The following is an 18,142-nucleotide window of genomic DNA, read 5'->3' as shown; positions in this document are numbered from 1 at the left end:
CAGGGAAATCCGAGAAGGACGTGGCAACCTCTCGGCGTGCTGCACATCGGCGGGGACGAAGAACTGCGGCGAGATCATTTCCAGGATCGCGGCGAGGGCGCGCTGCCCCTCGTCGGAATCCTGTTGCTCGTCGCCGCCGTCGTCGTCGCGCTGATGGTCGTCCAGCCCGGCGGGCGGCTCGTCTCGGCCGCCGAGACCGCGATCTGCCGGGTGCTGCACGCGGGCGGCGCGGCCGACCGCTGCGACGAGCCCGCGGTCCCCCCGGTCCCCCTCGGCCGCGACCCCGACCAGCCCGTGCAGGCGTGCAACGCCGGGTACGAATCGCATTACCTCGAAGAGACCGTCACCATTCCCTTCCGATATGCCGACGCCCGGACCAACAGCCGGGGGACGCTGCAGATCACCAAACGCGTCGGGCCGGACGGCGTCCCCTTCTGGGAGGTCGGCGACTTCACCTGGGGCGAACTCGGCGCCGGCGAGGGGATCGAGAAGGGCGGCGACATCGGCTTCAAGGCCGAACTGTGGGCCGGCGCGCAGATCACCAACGGGAACGTCTACCGCTTCGGCAGCGAGTCCGAGGCCCGCGAGTTCTACGACGACCTCCTGAAGCACCGCATCGGGAACGCCGCGAAATTCACCTTCCGCACCAACCCCGTCACCGGCGGGCTGGCCTGGCTCGGCGGGAAACTGCCGTGGGTCGGCGACGACATCGACCGGTGGATGGGCGGCAGCGAACCCGACCGCGACCCGGCGTCGTCCTACACCGAGGGCGGCCTGACCGGCGGCTTCAAGGGCGAGGGCTCGCTGGAAGCGGTCAAGGTGCCGTTCAAGGGCCGGGGCTGGCTGACCGTCGGCTCCCAGACCGACCACCGCACCGGGCAGCAGACCGACTACTTCACCCGGCGCGGCGAGGCCGAGGTCGCCGTCCAGATCGACTTCTCCGCGATCTGGGACCGGCTGCCCGCGGGAATGCGGCAGCGCGCCGCCGCCGGAATGGACGACGCGCTGGAGGCGGCGATGGCCCTCGTCGAACGGACCCTGCGCGCGAAATACGGTCCGGAGTTCCACCTCGACGCCGGATACCGCAGCCAGATCAAGACCCAGTTGAAACTACGTCCGAGCGGCGGCATCAACTACAAGCACCGCGGCGGGACCACCTATGCGCTCACCTACGACAAGAACGGCGACCTGATCCGGATGACGAAGACGGAGAACGGTCAGGACGTGGTGTACGTCCGCGCCGACGGGAAGTTCGACGGAAAGAACGACGTCGGCGACAAGGCCGGGGCGACCTACGGGAAGCAGTGGATCCTGTTCGGCCGCCGCACCATCACCGACAAGACCCTCGACCTCACCGACCCCGACGACCTCGCCGCGCTGAAACGCTTCTTCACCGGCCTCGACGGGGACGCCCTCGACCGCTATTTCCAGTCCGGCGGCGGCACGATGTCCCGCACCGTCTACGACAACGACGGTGACACCGGGAAACTGGAGGGCAAGGGCAAGGCGAAGGGCCGCAAGAAGGACTGGGGCGGCGTCTTCGAACTGAGCGAGGAGGACGAGAAGAACGTCCTGCGCTCGGCCGAGTACTACAAGCCCGGCCTCGGCTGGATCGACTGGAAGCCGTGCCGATGAACCGCACGATCCCGGTTCTCGCCGTTCTCGGCGCGGCCATATCCCTCGGCGCCTGCTCGGGCGGCCCGGACGAACCGCCCGTCCCCGACGGATTCGTCCGCTACCGGGGCGGCGGCGTGTCGTTCGTCCACCCCGCCGGCTGGCGGCCGGTGCGCACGACCGACGAGCGGAACCGCCCGGTCCTCGACGTCAACGGCCCCGAACTGCCGTCCGGCCTCTACGACGGCCAGGTCCACCTCGAACGCGTCCCCGGCTGGCGGCGGGGCCTCGGCGTGCAGGTCCGCCAGTTCCGGGGCGCGGCGCTGCTCAACGGGTACACCGTCACCGCCGACCGCGCCGCGCGCGTCGAGGGCGCGGCGGCCGCGCGGCGGATCGAGGCCACCTACGCGGCGGACGGCGCGTCCGGGAAGGTGCCGTTCCGGATGCTCGGCCTCTTCGTGCTCACCCGCGACCATGTTCTCCGCGGCTTCATTCTGCGTTCACCCGTGTCGGGTTCCGCGAACGCGGACCTGGCCCGAATATATGAGTCCTTCCGCCTGATCAAGGAGTGAGCCGTGCCGCTTCGCGTCGGCGCCCCCTCGCCGGCGGTCCTCGCGCGCGCGGTCGCGCTCGCGGCGGTCGGCGCGCCCGCCGCCGCGCTGACCTGGATCGTCTGGGCGCCGCCCGACCCGCGCGTGTGGTTCGTCCTGCTGACGGCGTGCGGGCCGGGGCTGCTGGCCGCCGCGCCCGCGCTGGCGGTCGCCGAGCGCCGGTTCCGCCGCCGCGCCGTCCGCGCGTCCGGGACCGTCGTCGCGTGCCGGGGCACCGAGCTCGACCACGGACGGCCGCTGCTGACGGTCGCTTTCACCGCCCTTGACGGGACATCGCATACATTCCGGGAGAGGGACCGGTGGGCGCGTCCCGCCGGGTCCGCGATCGAAGTCCGCTACGACCCGGCCGCGCCCCGCCGGGCGCGGCTCGACGCGAGCCCGGCCGCGACGGCGTTCCTCGTCGCGGTCGTCGCGGCGGTCGGCTCCCTGTTCACCACCGCGCTCCTCGCGGCCGCGTGGTTCACGGCGCACGGATCGGATCTGCCGGGATGAGGCCCACGGGACGGCGGGCGGTCCTGCCCGCCGCGTTCGTCGCGACCGTCGCAACGCTGCTCGCGCTGAGCGGCGCGCTCCCCGACGTCTGGCTGCGCAACGCCGCGCTGACCGCCGGGGGGCCGCTGCTGCTCGCGCTGATCCCCGTCGTCGCCGCCGGTGAGCTGCGGTTCCGGGGCCGCGCCGCGCGGACGGCGGGCACCGTCGTGGCGTGCGAGCAGGACGGCGTCGACGAGCCGCGCTGCGCGGTGACGGTCGAGTTCACCGCCGTCGACGGCACCCCGCACGCGTTCACCCAGCACCGGACGGCGCGGCGCGCGGTCGGCTCGCCGGTCCGGGTCCGCTACGATCCGGCCGCGCCGGACGCGGACGCGCGGCTCGACGCGGGGCCGCTGCCGGTCCTGGCCGAGGTCGCGGTGATGGCGGTCGTCGGGACGGCGCTGACCGCCTACCTGTTCTGGCCGGAGTGGACGAGCGAGCGGGTGGGCGCGTGGCTGAGCTGACCCGCCCGCGCGAGGTCCGGGCGTGGACGGCGGCGGTGCTGCTCGGCGGCGGCACGGCGCTGGGCGGGGCGGTGCTGGCGGCGCTGCTCGTCGCGGCGTTCTTCCCGGCCGGGCCGGACGTCGTGCTGTCGGACGCGTTCTGGTGGTCGTCGGCCGTGCTGGCCGTCGTCGCGCAGGGCGCGGCGTGCTTCGCGGGCGCGGCGCTGGCGTCGCGGCGGCTGCGCCGGGCCGCCGCCCGGGGCCGCGTCGCCGCGGCGGCGGCCGGGCCGGTCGCGGTCTGCGCGCTGGTGCAGTTCGGGAACTCGGTCGAGGGGTCGCTGCCGGTCGCGGCGCTGGCGCTGTGCGCGGGGCTGGCCGGGGCTGCGGCGGGCACGCGGGCCTGACCCGGGCCCACGGGCCCATGCGCCGCCCGGGTTCCAGGCGGTGGGATGGAGGCGTGCGCCGATCCCCCGCCGACCGATGCTGCCAGCGCTGCTCGCGCTGACCGGCGCGGGCGCGGCGGCCGGGTGGCGGCTGGCCGCGCTCGCCGCGCCGTACACCGGTGCGGTCCCCCGTCGCCGCCGCGCCGCGTCCGCCGCCGTCACCGCGCTGATCTGCGCGCTTCTGGCGCGGCGGTTCGGGGCTGATCCGGTGCTGCCCGCACTGCTGTACCTCGCGGTCGTCGGGACGCTGCTGTCGTTCGTGGACGCGGCCGTCCACCGGCTCCCGGACCCGTTCACGCTGCCGTCCTATCCGGTCGGCGCGATCCTGCTCGCCGCCGCCGCGCCGTTCACCGAGAACGGCTGGCGGCATCTGCTGTGGGCGCTGTGCGGAATGGCGGCGATGCTCGCGGTGTTCGGCGTCCAGCGGCTCGCGGCGCCGAGCGCGCTCGGAATGGGCGACGTGAAACTGTCCGGCGTGACGGGGCTGTACCTCGGCTGGTCCGGCGCGGCCGCGTGGTGCGCGGGACTGCTGGCGACGGTGCTGCTGGCGGGGGTCGCGGGGCTCGTCGCGGCGGTCGCGCGGCGGAGCCTGCGGGGCGGTGTCCCGTTCGGCCCGTACATGCTCGCGGGGACGCTCCTGGGCGTTCTCACGGCCGCCGCCTGAGCGATTTACCGCGCGTTTGTCCCGCCATTCTTCGGGGCCGTCCCCCGAAATCGGGCGCGCTTTTACGCGGACTGAACACCCCCGTCGCTACCATTATCACCGTTGATGAAATGCTCAGTCATGTGTACTTTGGTGCCTATATGGACTGATGTCATGCGAAGGAGGACCGTCCTCATGACTTCGACGACGATGCCGCCGCACCGGTTCGACTCCGGCCTCCTCCTTCTCCCCCGCCCGGCCGCCGACCGCGCCCGGCCGCTCCGCCCCGCCGCCGTCCGCGCCCACGCCTGCCACTGCTGCGCCGCCGCGCGCCAGGCGCTCGACCTGTGCTTCACCGCCGCCCGCTACGGCGACCTGCGCTGGGCCGAACTCGCGCTCGCGGAGGCCGAGCACTACGTCCGCACCGGGCGGCACCACCGGCGCTGCCCGCTCACCGCCGCGCCGAAGGCGTCCCCGCGCGCCGGGTTCCACGGCTCGCTCGCCGAGTGGGCGCGGCGGCCCGGCCCGCGGATCGCGGCGACGGACGCGTCCTGCAAGCAGCGCGCCTGCGGGCTCGGGTACGTCGTCAGCGACGGCCGGTGGGGCATGCACGGCCGCGTCGCCGGGCCGTACGACCCGCCGGGGCCGGTGGACGTGCTGGTCAGCGAGCTGCGGGCCGTCGCGCTGCTGCTCGACCGCGTCGGGGACGACGGGCCGCTGACCCTGCTCGTCGACAGCCTCGGCGCGCTGCGGCTGCTGCGCCGGTGGCGCTCGGGGGACCTGTCGCCGATGCCGAACGCGTACCGGACGCGCCGCCGCCGCTCGGGCACGCCGACGCTCGTGCGCCTCGCCGCCGCCGTCGCGGCCCGCCCGGACCTGCGGCTCAGCCACGTCAAGGGGCACGCCGGGCACCCGCTGAACGAGACCGCCGACTCGCTGGCCTCGATCGCGCGCCGCCGCCTCACCACGTCCTTCGACGCCACGACGCGCGCCGAGGGCCTGGTCCGCGCGTTCCTCGCGGACTGGCACGACCACGCCTCCACCACCAGCCCCGCCGCCTGACCGCCGCCCTAAGCTGGCCGGCATGGGAGAGATCGAGGACTTCACCGCGCGCCTCCGCGCGATCTCGGCGGCCCGCGACTGGGACCGGTTCCACACCCCGAAGAACCTCGCGATGGCCCTCGCCGGGGAGGTCGGCGAACTCGTCGCCGAACTCCAGTGGCTCACCCCGGAGGAGGCCGAGGACCTGCGCGCCGACCCGGCCGCCCACGCGCGCGTCGCCGCCGAGATGGGCGACGTCCTGTCCTACCTGGCGCGCCTGGCGGACCGCCTCGGGATCGACCTCGTCGCCGCCGCGCACGCCAAGCAGGACGAGGTCGAGCGCCGCTACGACGTCCCCACCTACCGCGCCACCGCCGCCAAGGCCCCACCCCTCTGACCCCCGCGCCACGTTCGTGTCACCGGAGGTAAACCGCGCGCGGCGCGGCACGTCCCACTGGGCACGCGGCGACGACGCCGCCCCCCGGTGCTCACGAACGGAACCACGCGACGATGACGACTCAGGACGCCCCCGCTCCCCCGCTGCTCGGCTGCCAGGTCGACCGGGACGACAGCGCGCGGCTGCTGCGCCTGGTGGGCCTCTTCCTGCGGCCCGGCGAGGCCGTCGCCGGGCTCGCGACGGCGGTGAACCCGGCGCCCGCGCTCACGCACGTGGCGGTCACCGACCGGCGCGTGCTCGGCTTCGCGGCCGCCGACCTCGCCAAGGTGGGGCCGTGCCGGACGGCCGCGCTCGCGGAGACGGCCGCGGTCGAGGCGCGCGTGTGCGCGTCGGGGCGGCGGCTGCTGGTCCTGGTGGGGGCGGACGGGGCGCGGACGGAGTTCGGGGAGGTCCCGGAGCGGGACGCGGACGCGCTGCTCGCGCTCGTCCGCGCGCGGCTCGCGCCCCCGCCCGAGCCCCTGCCCGCGCCGCCGGCGGGCGCGCCGTCCTGGCGGTGGGCGACGCCGCCCGGCTGGCCCGTCCCGCCGGCGGGGTGGACGCCGCCGGCCGGGTGGCGGCCCGACCCGTCGTGGCCGCCGCCCCCGGCGGGTTGGCAGTTCTGGGTCGCGGACGGGCCGCCGCCGGTGCCCGCGCCGCGGCCCGTCCCGCCTGCCGCTCTGCCCATCCCACAGCCCATCCCACAGCCCGTCCCGCAGCCCGTCCCGCCGGTCCCGGCCCCGTCCGGCGGCGAGCGGCGGCCGATGTTCGGCGGCAGGCGGCAGCGGATCGAGGAGCTGGAGGCCGAGAACGCCCGCCTCACCGCCGAGCTGGCCCGGCTCGGCCTGCTGGAGCCGATGCGGCTCGCCGCCGAGGTCGCGGGCCTGCGCGAGCAGGCCGCCGCGACGCGCGCGGAGGCCGACGCGCACGAGGCGCGGCTGACGGCCGCGCGCCGCGAGATCGTCGAGACGCGGGACGTCGCGCTGCTCCAGGAGGCGGGCGTCTACGAGTACGAGCACCCCCTCGCCGACGCGGTCGCGTACAAGGCGCGGCTCGCGGAGGTGAAGGACGAGATCAAGGCGCTGGCGCGGCAGGGCCGCGCGGTCGTCGGCAGCACGAGCTGGTCGGTGAACGGGTCGCACGCGCAGGGCCGCACGATGGTGAAGGATTTCTCCAAGCTGATGCTGCGCGCGTTCAACGCGGAGGCCGACAATTTGGTCCGCACGATGCGCCCGTACAAGCTGCAGTCGGCGCTGGACCGCCTCGACAGGACCGCGCAGACCATCGAGCGCCTCGGCCGGACGATGGACATCCGCGTCAGCGCCCAGTACCGGGAGGTCAGGCGGCGCGAGCTGCGGCTGACGGCCGACCATCTCGCCAAGGTGGACGAGGAGCGGGAGCGGGTCCGCGCGGAGCGGGAGCGGCAGCGCGAGGAGGAGAAGGCCCGCAAGGAGTACGAGCGGGAGAAGGCGCGCCTGCTCAAGGAGCGGTCGCACGTGGAGTCGGCGCTGGCGCGGCTGGAGGCCAAGGGCGACGCGGCCGGGGCGGCGGAGCTGCGGGAGCGCCTGGACGACGTGGAGTCGGCGCTGACGAGCGTCGAGGGCCGGGCCGCGAACACGCGCGCCGGGTACGTCTACGTGATCTCGAACCTGGGGGCGTTCGGCCCGGAGATGGTGAAGATCGGCATGACGCGGCGGCTGGAGCCGATGGACCGGGTGCGGGAGCTGGGCGACGCGTCGGTCCCGTTCCGCTTCGACGTCCACGCGCTGATCTTCAGCGACGACGCCGTGGCGCTGGAGACGCGCCTGCACCGGGAGTTCGCCGAGCGCCGGGTGAACCGGGTCAACACGCGCCGCGAGTTCTTCTACGCGACGCCCGCGGAGGTGCGGGACGTGCTGGCGCGGGTCGCGGGCAACCATCTGGTGGAGTACCGCGACGTCCCCGAGGCGCCGGAGTTCCGCGCGAGCCCCCGGCCCAGGGAGGGGTGAGCAGAGGCGGTGCGGGGAGCCATCCCCCCGGTGGTCCCCGCACCGCGTGACGCCTCTGGGGCGCACTAGGTAGAACGGGGGCGACCTGCCGGTTGTTCCCGGGGTGCGGGGAGTTTTCCACAGGAAAACCGGGGCCGGTCCTCTCGGCGGAGGGGGTCGGCCCCGGTCTGTGTCCGGGCTTGTGACCTGGGTGTTTGTCGGCCTCGGGGTGATCTTGTCTGGCTGGTGCTGACTGGTGGTCGCTGGTGTGTGTTGTTCGCGGGCCATGCGCGGGCCATGCGCGGGCTACGGCCCGTGGTGTTAGGGCTGGTGGTGTCCCCATCCGGCGCGGTCTAGGGCGTTGTTGGCGCGGCTCTCGCTCAAGCGGGCTTCGAGTTCGTTGGCGGGCCAGTCGGTGAGGGCGACGTGGACGACGCCGCGTCCGGCGCGGGTGATGACGGGTCGGCCTAGTTTGCGTCCGGCTGCGCGTCCGGCTTGGCGGAGGGCGGCGGCGTGGGCGTCGTCTCGGGCGGGGACGCTGAGTGATCCGGCGCGGCGGAGTTCGGCGGTCATGTCGTCGGGCGTCATGGCGGCTCCTGCGGGCGGTGCTGGGGTGTTCAGTGTCGCAGGGGCGCGCGTTTCAAGGGGTGCGGGGGCGGGCTTGCGCGGGGCGGAGGGCTGCTAGCCTCGCGGGGCTCCGGGGCGGCACCTGCCTGCCCGCGAAGTGCCCCGGTGCAGCCCTCCGGCGGGGTCCCCGCGCAAGCCCGCCCCCGCCCCCGGCAGCCACAGCAACCAGGGGAGATCCCCACCGCGGAGTGGTACCCGCGCGGCGGTGCGGTTGTTCGGGGGGCCGGGTCGCACACGCTCTTTCGGGCGCTGGCCGCGTAGCGGCTCGGCTGTAAGGGGCTGGGTGGTCGGGGTTGGTTGGGAACCCCTGCACGTGCCACGTTGCCGGAGTCGGTCACCACAGCTTGGTGCTCTGATGGGGCGGGTATGACTGGTGGCCGACGATGCGCGGGCGGGAGCCGGGAGGCACGTGATGCGGGTGAAGTTCAAGCGGCCGGTGACTCACGGTGGGGCGACGGTGAGTGAACTGACGTTCCAGACCGCCGTGCGGGTCGTGCTGGTCGATGCGCAGGGCCGGGCGGTGTACGACGGGGATGCGGACGACATCGCGGTGATCGACCACGGGGCGGCGGCGCGGACGGAGCGCTTGCGGGGCGCGAACAGTTCGCATGGGCGTCCGTGGCTCCCGCAGGAGAAACAGGACCTGCGGGACGCGTGGTTGGCGGGGACGCCGATGGCTGACCTGGTCACTCGCTTCGGCCGGTCGTCCAACGCGATTGCGTCGGAGGCGCGGCGGCAGAACCTTCCCAAGACGGTGGGGCGGTCAAAGTAGCGGACTGGTCGGCTGCGACCGGCGGGCCGTCCGGTGAGCGGCGCGGAGGTCGGGGCCGCCGCGAACGGGTGGCGGCAACGCGCCGACACGGCCGCCGGGAGGCGCGCGGGCGGGCGCTCGCGACGGCGCGCCGGGGCGGAGCCTCGGCGCGGCCAGGAGCGAGGCGTCCCGGTCCGGCGCGGCCGATCCGGCGGAGCCGTGATCGGCGCGGCGGCCGACGTCCCGGCCGCGAGCGAACCCGGCGACGCCGCCGCGTTCAGCGGGCGGCCGTCGCGGGGAGCGATGCGGCCGGGACGCCACGACGGCGGCTCGTGGTTCTTCTACGGGGCTGCTGCGAACGCGTGTCGCCCTGTGGGGGATGTCCGGCTCCCCACTCGCGGACGCCGCCGGGAGGGCGCGCAGCGCCCGACCGCGCGGGGACGCCAGTGGCTTGATGTAGTAGGGAAAGTTCTCACACACTCGCGGGTGCGGCCCCCGGACGCCTCCCCTCCGGGTGTCCGGGGGCCGCGCTTGGTGCTCGCACGGTCCCGGTCTCGGGGGTGTGCGAGTGGTGGGGGCCTTCGAGCGGTGCCCGGCGTAGGGGGCCGCAGCGGGTGGTGCGGGGTGTCGGGGTGTTGCTCGAAGGGGTCAGCGGGACGGCGGGCGTTCGGTCGTGTGCTGGGTCGGGGGCGTGGTGCCGGTCTTGTCGCGGAGGGCCTCGACGCTCATGTGGGCTTCGGCGGTTTCGTCGCAGTAGGCGCAGACTTTGCGGCGCTTGGCCTTGGCGACGGCAGCGGCGCGGGTGCGGGCGGTGGCCAGGTCGGTGAACTCTCCGCCGTCCTCGCACTTGGAGTGGGTCTTGCGCAGGCCGGGGCATCGGGAGAGCTGGTCGTAGTAGACGCTGCGGCGGCCGGTGCTGCCGGTGCCGATGCCCGCGATGTGGACGACGCTCTTGCTGATCATGAGACGGTATCGGCCGGTGGGCATGTGCGGTCCTTTCGGGTGTGTCGGGTCGGGTGTGTCGGGTCGGGTGTGTCGGGTCGGGTGTGTCGGGTCGGGTGTGTCGGGCGTGTGCGGGCGTGCGGTGATCGCGGCCGTGGTGGCTGACCTTCCGCCCGGCCGCCCGCGCCGGGGTGCGGGTGTTCAGGTGGCGGGCGTGCTGCTGGGGACGCCGGTCACCGCTCCGGTGGCGGCGGGGGCGGGTGCGGGCATCGGGAGAACGTTCGGCAGATGTCGCACCACTGGGAGGCGGTGACGTGCCATCCGCAGAGCGGGTACGGCCGCTGCGCCGCAATCATGAGCCGCGTTCCACATGCGCGCGGTTCGCGGCGCGTGAGCAGTCCGGGCACAGCCCGACGCCGCGTCGGCCCGCCGCTCGCAACGCTGACATCACCGCCGCTGAAAGATCGTCGTGGAAGCTGAGCGGTTCTCCCCCGTCGTCCACCGGGCAAGCCTCGGCTTCAGCCGCGACGCCGCGTACGTGAACGGTTTCGTCGGCGAGGACGACGCGGTACGGCGTCCTTCGCTCGACGGTCGCAAGTGCCTCCCGCAACGTGCTCCGCGCGTAGGCGGTGACCTCGTAGACCTTGCCCGTGAGCATCCCCGCGCGCCGCATCGCCTCGTGGTAGGCGGCCGACACCAAGTCGAACGCGAACGTCAAGTCGGTCGGGCCGTCGCTCGCCGCGTCGCCCGGCGTCTCCTCGGGCGTTCCGCCCTCCGACCCGCCCGACAGCGGACAGTAGGTCCTCGGCCAGTAGAAGCAGTACGGGGTACAGACGTGCGCGTCGGTCATGCCGTCTCCCTGTGGCGCGACGCGGGCACCGCTGCGATCCGGGCGGCGCGCTCGTCCTCGTGCGCCATCAGCTCGCGCACGGCGTCCAGCGAAGCGCCGACGACGGCCGACAGGAGTCCGGCGTTGCGTTCGGCCCATGACAGCCGCGCGCGAAGATTGCAGCGCCATACCCCGTCTCGGGTGAGGTACGGCTCGAACCAACGTCCGACCGGCGGCCGGTATCCCGGCAACGGCTCGGTGTGGCCGATGTGTCCCGCCTTCACCGGTCGCACTCGTTCTGGGCGTTGTGAGCGGGAGCGTCCCAGCATCGTGAGATGCGAGTCGTAGTGTGGTTGGCCATCGGGGGATCGACTCCTCGCAGTCGGTGTCTCCGTAGGCCCGTCCGACGCTCCGAACGTCGGGCGGGTCGTTCGTTTCACCAGCCAAACCGCGTCACACGCCACAGACCAAGAGGGCACTATGGGGAACAGGGGCCGTGTTCCCAGGGGACATCGGCGGTAGTGGAAGGTGTGTTCCCCATGACCGACGACGCGCGGCGCGCACAGGCGACGCGGTTGAGGGCTGAGCGGGAGCGGCGCGGTTGGGGCGTGCGCAGGATGGCGCGGTTCCTGCATGACGCGGTGGACGACCACCAAAAGCCCGAGGTTTCCTCGTTCGTGACGTACATCAAGCGGTGGGAATCGGGTGGCGTCGAACTCACCGATGCGCGTTATCGGGCCGCGTACGCCCGCGTGTTTGACTTTCCCGAAGCGGACCTGTTCGGCTCGGTCCCGGCTGTCGAAGTACCGACAACGACGCGCTTCCCGAGCGATCCGGATGAACGTGAGCGGCTTGTCATGGCCGCCCGCAATCCCGCGCGCGTCGATGGTGCGGTGGTCGATAGCGTCGCCGCGACGCTCGCAGGCCAACGGCGCATCGAAGACTTGCTAGGCGCTAAAGCTGTCATCGGAGCGGCAACGGAAAACCTCGCACTGATGCTGCGGCTACTCAAAGAGACACGCGGACTAAAGGCGAGAACCCTTGCGTACACCGCTTCGGATGCAGCGCAATTCGTGGGTTGGCTGAACACGGCCGTCGGTAATCACGACCGCGCGAGTACGCTTTATGACCAAGCCCTACGCCTGGGGATGCAAGCACAGGACGACGACCGTGCCGCGACCGCGTTGTCCATGCGCGGTCATCTGGCCTGGGTCACCGGCGATGTGAGCGATATGGCGTCGCTGTCCGAGGCGGCGGCCGGATTGGCGACAGCCCCCGCTACCCGCACCGTTGCTATACAACAAAGCGGGCGCGCGCTGGCGATCATGGGTGAGAAGCAAGAGGCACTGCGCGCGGTCGGCCGTGCGGAAGAGAGCTTGAGTCGAGGCGGGTCAGGCGATCCTGACGGGCTGTATTTCTACGGGGCCGAGTACCTTACCGCGCAACGCGGCCTAATCCTGGCATATCTCGCAGAGGAACCGGCCGAGTATGCCGCCGCCGCAGACACCATCTCGACTGGCCTAGATGCGCTTCCGCCCGACGTCCGGCAATCGGCATGGGTCGCCGCACACCGCGTTCGGGTCGCCGCCACGCTGCTCGCAAGCGGCGAGGTGTCGGGGGCCGTCGCCATCCTCCGGGCCGCGCTGCGCGTGATCTCGCGGACGGGGGACCAAAAAGGCATGGAAGAGATCACGCGGACCTACCGCACGATGTCAGCGCGCTTTCCCCACGAACCGGATGTGATCGAACTGGGCGACGCGCTTCGGGCTGGTACAGCGGTGTGCTGAGGTTCGCCCTGCACTGGTCCGGTGATGGCGGTTCCTCCAGGCACCTTTTCGGCAACGATTCGTTTGGGCGCATTGTGGCTTGGGAAGACCTTTAGGGCGGTTCATCTGGTCGGTGTGGTGTGAGTTGTGGTCGTGGTGGTTCGTAGGCGCGTGCTTGCGCGGCGGTGTCGGTGTTGGTGGATGAAGGTCACTTTGAAGAGAGCGGGCCGCGTCAGCGGCTCCTTCTCTGCCGTCTGGGGGCTGTTGTCGGCTATGCGGCGGTCTGGGTCTGCGCGTGGCGTTGACCGAAGGGTGGTCGGTGGTGAGCGGTGCGGCTCGGCTCCGGAGATGAGTGCGCCGCGTGCGGCGCTCCGATAATGAGCGGGGCGTCGCGCCCGGCCCCGGCCAGCGACATGAAGCGCAGTTTCAGCGGACAATGGCGCATTAAAAAGGCACGGGCCGCGAATGCGGCGCGATATTAAGGGTGGGGGGTGGGGGTTTGTGGGACGGAGCCGGCCCCGATGCCGCACTTTGCGGAAATGATCAACCGGCTGGTGTCAAGTGAATTTCCGTTGAAAGAATGGCCGGTGCCGGTCATGGTGGCGCGCGTGTTTTCCCGTGGCCCGTGCGGGCCGGATTCGGTTTCTGTGGGGGTGTGGTCTGTGGGCACGGTGGACCCTATGCGTGTCGCCGACGTCGTCTCAGAGTTGCGGGTGCCTCGTTCTACGGTATATCGGTGGCTGGCGACCGACAAGGGTCCGGCGTGGTATCGGCTGCCGAATGGGGAGATCCGCATTTCCCGCGCCGATTTCGTAGAATGGCTGGGGCAGCTCGAAACACACAGGAAGGCGTGACCTTGGAATCGCAGGATATCCAGTTCTGGGCGACGCGGAAGCGGGCCGGTCGCCGCAAGCCCTGGGAAGTGCGGTGGCGGGTGGACACCTCGACGTTCGGGCGGTCGTTCCTGACGTCGGCGCTGGCGGAGACGTTCCGCGCCAAGCTGGTGACGGCGGCGCGGAAGGGTGAGGTGTTCTCGACCTCGACCGGTAAGCCGCTGGCGTGGGAGCGCAGCCGCGAAACGGTGTACTCGGTCGCGCGGTCGTTCATCCAAAGCCGCTGGGCCGATGATTCGGCGAACACCCGAAAGGCCCTGAACCGGGGGCTGACCTCCGCCGTGCTGGTGACCGTGCGCACGCCCAAGCGCGGGGCCAAGCGTGCGCCCGATGCGGCGCTGATGGGCCGCGCGGTGACTCAGTGGGGGCTTCGTCCTCCCGCGTGGGATGCCGTACCTCCCGACGACATCGCCTCGGCACTGCGGTGGGTGGACGACACCTCCCGTCCGGTCGCCGATCTCGCCGACCCTGCGGTTCTGCGGGATGTGCTGGCGGCGCTGTCGCGGCTCGCGGACGGCCGTGCGGCGGCGCGTGCGACGTTCCGTGTCCGCCGCAGCACGCTTCACGCGCTGCTCGATCACGCGGTGGAACTGGGCGCGCTCAAGGTCAATCCGCTGACCGGGCTCAAGACCCGCCGCAAGCGCACGAGCGACCGGGTCGACCCGCGCCGCGTCCCGTCGCTGGATCAGGCGCAGCGGATCATCGACGCCGTTCCCGGCCGGTGGGGGCACCTGTCGGCGTTCTTCGCGGTCCTGTACTACTCCGGGTGCCGTCCCGCTGAGGCGCGGGCGCTGCGGGTCGGGGACTGCGACCTTCCCGCGTCGGGCTGGGGGCGGCTCATGCTGGCCGCAAGCCGCCCGGAAGTCGGCGAAGAGTGGACCGACGACGGGGACCGGCACGCCGAACGGGAACTCAAGCACCGTGCGCCCGGTGAGGTCCGCCCGGTCCCGATCCCGCCCGTCCTGGTCGCGGCCCTGCGCTCCCACCTGGACCAGTACGGGACCGCGCCCGACGGGCGCGTGTTCTGGCACGAGACCAAGACCAAGACCAACCGTCCCCCCGTTCCCGGCGACGCCTACCGGCGGGCGTGGCAGCGCGCTCGACACGCAGCCCTGACCCCGGCCGAACTGTCCGCCGGTGTGGCTGAGCGCGTCTACGACCTGCGGCACGGCTGCGCGTCGGTGCTCCTGTCCAACCGCGTGTCCCCCATCGAAACCGCACGGCGCCTCGGACACTCCGTCGCCCAGCTCTACACGACCTACGCGCACTGGCTCGACGGCGAAGAAGAAGCCGCGAACGCAATCCTGGACACCGTGTGGACCACACCTGACCAGCCCAAACACGCCTCCTAGACGCGGGCCACCTGCGGGCCGCCAACCCACAACCACACCAAACAAGCGCGTTCGACCTGGTCACAGGCCCCCAACACCAACAACACGCGCTATCCACAGGCCGCGGCGGATTCGGCGGGGGTGCGCCGGATGGGCGAGAATCGGCGCATGCATTACGGGGTTCTCGGTCCGGTGGAGGTCGTCGACGACGGGCGGGACGTGCCGGTCGGCGGTCCGATGGTGCGGGCGCTGCTCGCGCTGCTGGCGCTGGACGCGGGGCGGCCGGTGCCGGTCGGGCGGCTGGTGGACGGGCTGTACGGCGAGGACCCGCCGGACGGCGCGGCGAACGCGCTGCAGTCGCAGGTGTCGCGGCTGCGGCGCGGGCTCGGCGACGCGCGGCTGGTCGCGGGCGGCGCGGCCGGGTACCGGCTGGCGGCCGAGCCGGACGAGGTGGACGCGCTGCGGTTCGACGGGCTCGCCCGGGACGGGCGGCGGGCGCTGGCGGCGGGCGACGGGGCGCGGGCGGCGGAGCTGCTGGGCGCGGCGGCGGGGCTGTGGCGCGGCCCGGCGCTGGCGGGCGTGGCCGCGCCGTTCGCGGCGGGGCAGGCGGCGCGGCTGGAGGAGGCGCGGCTGACGGCGCTGGAGGACCTGGCCGCCGCGCGGCTGCTGCTGGGCGAGGCCGCGGGCGTCGTCGACGGGCTGCGGGACCTGCTGGCCGCGCATCCGCTGCGCGAGCGGGCGGTGGCGCTGCTGGTGCGGGCGCTGGCGGCGGCGGGGCGGCAGGCGGAGGCGCTGGCGGAGTTCGAGGGGGTGCGGGCGCGGCTGGCCGACGAGTTGGGCGCGGACCCGTCCCCGGAGCTGGCGGAGGCGCATCTGGCGGTGCTGCGCGGCGAGCGGCGGACCGGCCGCCCGGAGCGCGCGCCGCTGCCCGCGCTGCTGACCAGTTTCGTCGGCCGGGACGAGGAGCTGGCCGGGATCGGGGCGGCGCTGGCGGCGTCCCGGCTGATCACGCTGCTGGGGCCGGGCGGGGCGGGCAAGACGCGGCTGGCGGTGGAGGCGGCGCGCCGGGAGCGCGGCGAGGCGTGCTTCGTGGACCTGGCCCCGCTGGGCGACGGCGCGGAGGTCCCGACGGCGGTGCTCGGGGCGCTGGGGTTGCGCGAGAACGCGATCCTGCCGGGCGGCCGGGCCGCCGGGACGGGCGTGGAACGCCTGGTCGCGGCGCTGGCGGGGCGGCAGATGCTGCTCATCCTGGACAACTGCGAGCACGTGGTCGACGCGGCGGCGGACCTGACGCACCGGCTGCTGACGGCCTGCCCGCTGCTGCGCGTCCTCGCGACGAGCCGGGAGCCGCTGGGCATCACCGGCGAGACGCTGCGGCCGCTGCCGCCGCTGGAGCTGCCCCCGGCGGGCGCGGACGCCGCGACGGCGCTGGAGTATCCGGCGGTGCGCCTGTTCCGGGACCGGGCGGCTGCGGTCCGGCCGGGTTTCGCGGTGGACGGGGAGACGGTCGGCGACGTCGTCCGGATCTGCGCCGCGCTGGACGGCCTGCCGCTGGCGGTGGAGCTGGCGGCGGCGCGGCTGCGGTCGCTGCCGGTGCGGGAGGTCGCGGCCCGCCTGGACGACCGGTTCCGGCTGCTGTCGCGGGGCGAGCGGACGGCGGCGGCCCGGCACCGGACCCTGCGCGGCGTCGTGGAGTGGAGCTGGGACCTGCTGCGCCCGGAGGAACGCGTGGCGGCGCGGCGGCTGACGGTGTTCGCGGGCGGGTTCACGCTGGAGACCGCGCAGGAGGTCTGCGGGCTGCCGGAGATCGACGAGCTGGTGCTGGAGCTGGCCGACAAGTCGCTCGTCCAGTCCGACGGCGCCCGGTTCCGGATGCTCGACACGATCCGGGCGTTCTGCGAGGAGCGCCTGGCGGAGGCGGGCGAGCGGGCGGAGCTGGAGCGGGCGCACGCGGCGTTCTTCCTGGGCCTGGCGCGGCGGACGGACGGGGCGCTGCGCGGCGCGGGGCAGCTCGCCGCGCTGGACGTGCTGGTCGCCGAGCACGCGAACCTGCACGCGGCGCTGCGCCGGTCGCTGGGCGAGCCGCGGACCGCGCTGCCGCTGGTCGCGGCGCTGTCCTGGTACTGGTGGCTGCGCGGCCGCGTCGAGGGCGGGGCGCTGGCGACGGAGCTGATGGCGGCGCTCGGCCCGGACGTCCCGGACGGCCTGGAGGAGGAGTACGTCATGTGCGCCGCGAACGCGGTGGCGGCGGGCGGCCCGGTGGCGTGGCTGGACCGGGCGGAGGAGGTGATGGCGGGCATCGACCGGCCGCTGGGGTACCCGGCGTCGATGGTGCTGTGGGCGCTGACGGCCGGGCCGGACCGCACGGACAAGGAGGCGTTCGTCCGCCAGCTCCCCGACGGCGACGCGTGGACCGAGGCGGTCCTGATGATGAGCGAGGGCTTCCTGTCGCAGTTCCGGGGCGACTTCGCGGCGGGCGCGCGGCTGTGCGAGGACGCGCTGGCGACGTTCCGGGCGGTCGGGGACCGCTGGGGCATCGCGAACACCCTCGATCCGCTGTCGATGTTCGCGGAGGCGGCGGGCGACCGGGAGCGCGCGCGGGACCTGCTCGCGGAGGCGCTGGCGGCGGCCGAGGAGCTGGGCGCGCTGGAGGACTCGGCGGACCTGCTGTGCCGCCGGGCGGGCCTGGCGCGGCGCGGCGGCGAGGCGGCGGACGCCGAGGCCGACTACCGGCGGGCGGCGGCGCTGGCGCGGCGGGCGGGCGCGCCGGACAAGGTGTCGGCGGCCTACGACGGGCTGGGCGTGGTGGCGCGGGCGCGCGGCGACCTGGCGGCGGCGCGGCACTGGTACGAGGAGGCGCTGGCGGGCCTGCGGTCGGTGGAGCGGTACCTGGCGGACGCGGCCCGGATGGGCGCGCTGGTCGGGTACGGCTGGGTGGTCGCGGGCGAGGGCGACGCGGCGCGGGCGGCGGCGCTGTTCCGGGAGGCGCTGGGCATCTCGACGGACCATCCGATCTTCACCGCGCGCGGCGGCGCGGTGGCGGGGATGGCGAAGGTCGCCCTGCTGGCGGGCGACGCGGAGCGCGCGGCGCTGCTGCTGGGGGCGTCGACGGTCCCGGCGGGGTCGGTCCCGCCGGACGAGCCGGAGTTCCGGGACGTCGAGGCGGCGGTGCGGGCGGAGCTGGGCGCGGAGCGGTTCGCGCGGGAGTGGGCGCGCGGCGCGGCGCTGACCACGGAGGAGGTGGTGCGCACCGCCCTGGAGTGACGCGGTCAGCGGA

The 18,142-nt window shown here is 73.9% G+C and carries 18 protein-coding genes; 14 read left to right on the top strand and 4 right to left on the bottom strand.

The window, feature by feature from the left end:
• Nucleotides 1–36: 36 nt before the first annotated feature.
• The 9 genes from G339_RS0127855 to G339_RS38225 all read left to right on the top strand — a co-directional run bounded on the left by G339_RS0127855 (nt 37) and on the right by G339_RS38225 (nt 7,747).
• Nucleotides 37–1,635, top strand: a complete 1,599-nt coding sequence (locus tag G339_RS0127855) for a hypothetical protein (protein ID WP_019634350.1) — start codon at nt 37–39, stop codon at nt 1,633–1,635.
• Complete coding sequence (locus G339_RS0127850; RefSeq protein WP_157408051.1) at nt 1,632–2,186, top strand: hypothetical protein; 555 nt, start codon at nt 1,632–1,634, stop codon at nt 2,184–2,186. Before G339_RS0127855 ends, G339_RS0127850 begins: the two co-directional genes overlap by 4 nt.
• A 3-nt stretch (nt 2,187–2,189) precedes the next feature.
• Nucleotides 2,190–2,717: a DUF3592 domain-containing protein gene (locus G339_RS0127845; protein WP_019634348.1), complete on the top strand. Its 528-nt coding sequence runs from the start codon at nt 2,190–2,192 to the stop codon at nt 2,715–2,717.
• Complete coding sequence (locus G339_RS0127840) at nt 2,714–3,220, top strand: DUF3592 domain-containing protein (RefSeq protein WP_019634347.1); 507 nt, start codon at nt 2,714–2,716, stop codon at nt 3,218–3,220. The genes G339_RS0127845 and G339_RS0127840 overlap by 4 nt, the downstream gene beginning before the upstream one ends.
• Nucleotides 3,208–3,603, top strand: coding sequence for a hypothetical protein (locus tag G339_RS0127835; protein WP_019634346.1), 396 nt, complete (start codon nt 3,208–3,210; stop codon nt 3,601–3,603). The genes G339_RS0127840 and G339_RS0127835 overlap by 13 nt, the downstream gene beginning before the upstream one ends.
• Nucleotides 3,604–3,679: 76 nt before the next feature.
• A complete protein-coding gene (locus tag G339_RS0127830) occupies nt 3,680–4,306 on the top strand; it encodes a prepilin peptidase (protein WP_019634345.1) in 627 nt (208 codons plus the stop codon).
• A gap of 174 nt (nt 4,307–4,480) precedes the next feature.
• Entirely contained in the window at nt 4,481–5,347 is an 867-nt protein-coding gene (locus G339_RS0127825) for an RNase H family protein (protein WP_019634344.1), read from the top strand.
• A 22-nt stretch (nt 5,348–5,369) separates the two neighbouring features.
• Nucleotides 5,370–5,723 carry a nucleotide pyrophosphohydrolase gene (locus tag G339_RS0127820; RefSeq protein ID WP_019634343.1) on the top strand — a complete coding sequence of 118 codons (354 nt, stop codon included), beginning with the start codon at nt 5,370–5,372 and terminating at the stop codon, nt 5,721–5,723.
• Between the two features lie 113 nt (nt 5,724–5,836).
• Entirely contained in the window at nt 5,837–7,747 is a 1,911-nt protein-coding gene (locus G339_RS38225; RefSeq protein ID WP_019634342.1) for an SNIPE associated domain-containing protein, read from the top strand.
• Nucleotides 7,748–8,047: 300 nt separating this feature from the next.
• On the opposite strand, the gene G339_RS39175 is transcribed toward G339_RS38225, so the two are convergent.
• Complete coding sequence (locus tag G339_RS39175; RefSeq protein WP_157408050.1) at nt 8,048–8,314, bottom strand: hypothetical protein; 267 nt, start codon at nt 8,312–8,314, stop codon at nt 8,048–8,050.
• Between the two features lie 451 nt (nt 8,315–8,765).
• Here G339_RS39175 and G339_RS0127810 point away from each other — a divergent pair, with 451 nt between their 5' ends.
• Nucleotides 8,766–9,125 (top strand): hypothetical protein, encoded by a 360-nt coding sequence (locus tag G339_RS0127810; RefSeq protein ID WP_019634341.1) that lies wholly within the window; start codon nt 8,766–8,768, stop codon nt 9,123–9,125.
• 627 nt (nt 9,126–9,752) lie between these two features.
• Here G339_RS0127810 and G339_RS0127805 read toward each other — a convergent pair.
• From G339_RS0127805 to G339_RS0127795, 3 genes are all read right to left on the bottom strand, one after another.
• Nucleotides 9,753–10,091, bottom strand: a complete 339-nt coding sequence (locus tag G339_RS0127805) for a hypothetical protein (protein ID WP_157408049.1) — start codon at nt 10,089–10,091, stop codon at nt 9,753–9,755.
• A 307-nt stretch (nt 10,092–10,398) separates the two neighbouring features.
• Entirely contained in the window at nt 10,399–10,896 is a 498-nt protein-coding gene (locus tag G339_RS0127800; RefSeq protein ID WP_019634339.1) for a hypothetical protein, read from the bottom strand.
• Nucleotides 10,893–11,159 (bottom strand): hypothetical protein, encoded by a 267-nt coding sequence (locus G339_RS0127795; protein WP_019634338.1) that lies wholly within the window; start codon nt 11,157–11,159, stop codon nt 10,893–10,895. The genes G339_RS0127800 and G339_RS0127795 overlap by 4 nt, the downstream gene beginning before the upstream one ends.
• A gap of 255 nt (nt 11,160–11,414) precedes the next feature.
• On the opposite strand from G339_RS0127795, the gene G339_RS0127790 reads away from it, so the two are divergent.
• The 4 genes from G339_RS0127790 to G339_RS0127780 all read left to right on the top strand — a co-directional run bounded on the left by G339_RS0127790 (nt 11,415) and on the right by G339_RS0127780 (nt 18,129).
• Complete coding sequence (locus G339_RS0127790) at nt 11,415–12,662, top strand: NsdA family TPR-like regulatory protein (RefSeq protein WP_019634337.1); 1,248 nt, start codon at nt 11,415–11,417, stop codon at nt 12,660–12,662.
• A 500-nt stretch (nt 12,663–13,162) separates the two neighbouring features.
• Complete coding sequence (locus tag G339_RS41155) at nt 13,163–13,495, top strand: helix-turn-helix transcriptional regulator (protein ID WP_420804505.1); 333 nt, start codon at nt 13,163–13,165, stop codon at nt 13,493–13,495.
• A complete protein-coding gene (locus tag G339_RS40090) occupies nt 13,378–14,886 on the top strand; it encodes a tyrosine-type recombinase/integrase (RefSeq protein WP_240489919.1) in 1,509 nt (502 codons plus the stop codon). Before G339_RS41155 ends, G339_RS40090 begins: the two co-directional genes overlap by 118 nt.
• Nucleotides 14,887–15,033: 147 nt before the next feature.
• Nucleotides 15,034–18,129, top strand: coding sequence for an ATP-binding protein (locus G339_RS0127780; protein ID WP_026341835.1), 3,096 nt, complete (start codon nt 15,034–15,036; stop codon nt 18,127–18,129).
• The last annotated feature ends 13 nt before the right edge of the window (nt 18,130–18,142 follow it).

The sequence above is a fragment of the Actinomadura atramentaria DSM 43919 genome (genome assembly GCF_000381885.1).
Classification (GTDB): Bacteria; Actinomycetota; Actinomycetes; order Streptosporangiales; family Streptosporangiaceae; genus Spirillospora; species Spirillospora atramentaria.
This window is presented reverse-complemented; position numbering and strand designations above follow the sequence as displayed.

What these genes read in the sequence shown, in the direction of transcription:
- G339_RS0127850 (WP_157408051.1), top strand. Translation starts at nt 1,632, where the DNA reads ATGAACCGCACGATCCCGGTTCTCGCCGTTCTCGGCGCGGCCATATCC.
- G339_RS0127840 (WP_019634347.1), top strand. Translation starts at nt 2,714, where the DNA reads ATGAGGCCCACGGGACGGCGGGCGGTCCTGCCCGCCGCGTTCGTCGCG.
- G339_RS0127830 (WP_019634345.1), top strand. Translation starts at nt 3,680, where the DNA reads ATGCTGCCAGCGCTGCTCGCGCTGACCGGCGCGGGCGCGGCGGCCGGG.
- G339_RS0127825 (WP_019634344.1), top strand. Translation starts at nt 4,481, where the DNA reads ATGACTTCGACGACGATGCCGCCGCACCGGTTCGACTCCGGCCTCCTC.
- G339_RS0127820 (WP_019634343.1), top strand. Translation starts at nt 5,370, where the DNA reads ATGGGAGAGATCGAGGACTTCACCGCGCGCCTCCGCGCGATCTCGGCG.
- G339_RS38225 (WP_019634342.1), top strand. Translation starts at nt 5,837, where the DNA reads ATGACGACTCAGGACGCCCCCGCTCCCCCGCTGCTCGGCTGCCAGGTC.
- G339_RS39175 (WP_157408050.1), bottom strand. Translation starts at nt 8,314, where the DNA reads ATGACGCCCGACGACATGACCGCCGAACTCCGCCGCGCCGGATCACTC.
- G339_RS0127810 (WP_019634341.1), top strand. Translation starts at nt 8,766, where the DNA reads ATGCGGGTGAAGTTCAAGCGGCCGGTGACTCACGGTGGGGCGACGGTG.
- G339_RS0127805 (WP_157408049.1), bottom strand. Translation starts at nt 10,091, where the DNA reads ATGCCCACCGGCCGATACCGTCTCATGATCAGCAAGAGCGTCGTCCAC.
- G339_RS0127800 (WP_019634339.1), bottom strand. Translation starts at nt 10,896, where the DNA reads ATGACCGACGCGCACGTCTGTACCCCGTACTGCTTCTACTGGCCGAGG.
- G339_RS0127790 (WP_019634337.1), top strand. Translation starts at nt 11,415, where the DNA reads ATGACCGACGACGCGCGGCGCGCACAGGCGACGCGGTTGAGGGCTGAG.
- G339_RS41155 (WP_420804505.1), top strand. Translation starts at nt 13,163, where the DNA reads ATGCCGCACTTTGCGGAAATGATCAACCGGCTGGTGTCAAGTGAATTT.
- G339_RS0127780 (WP_026341835.1), top strand. Translation starts at nt 15,034, where the DNA reads ATGCATTACGGGGTTCTCGGTCCGGTGGAGGTCGTCGACGACGGGCGG.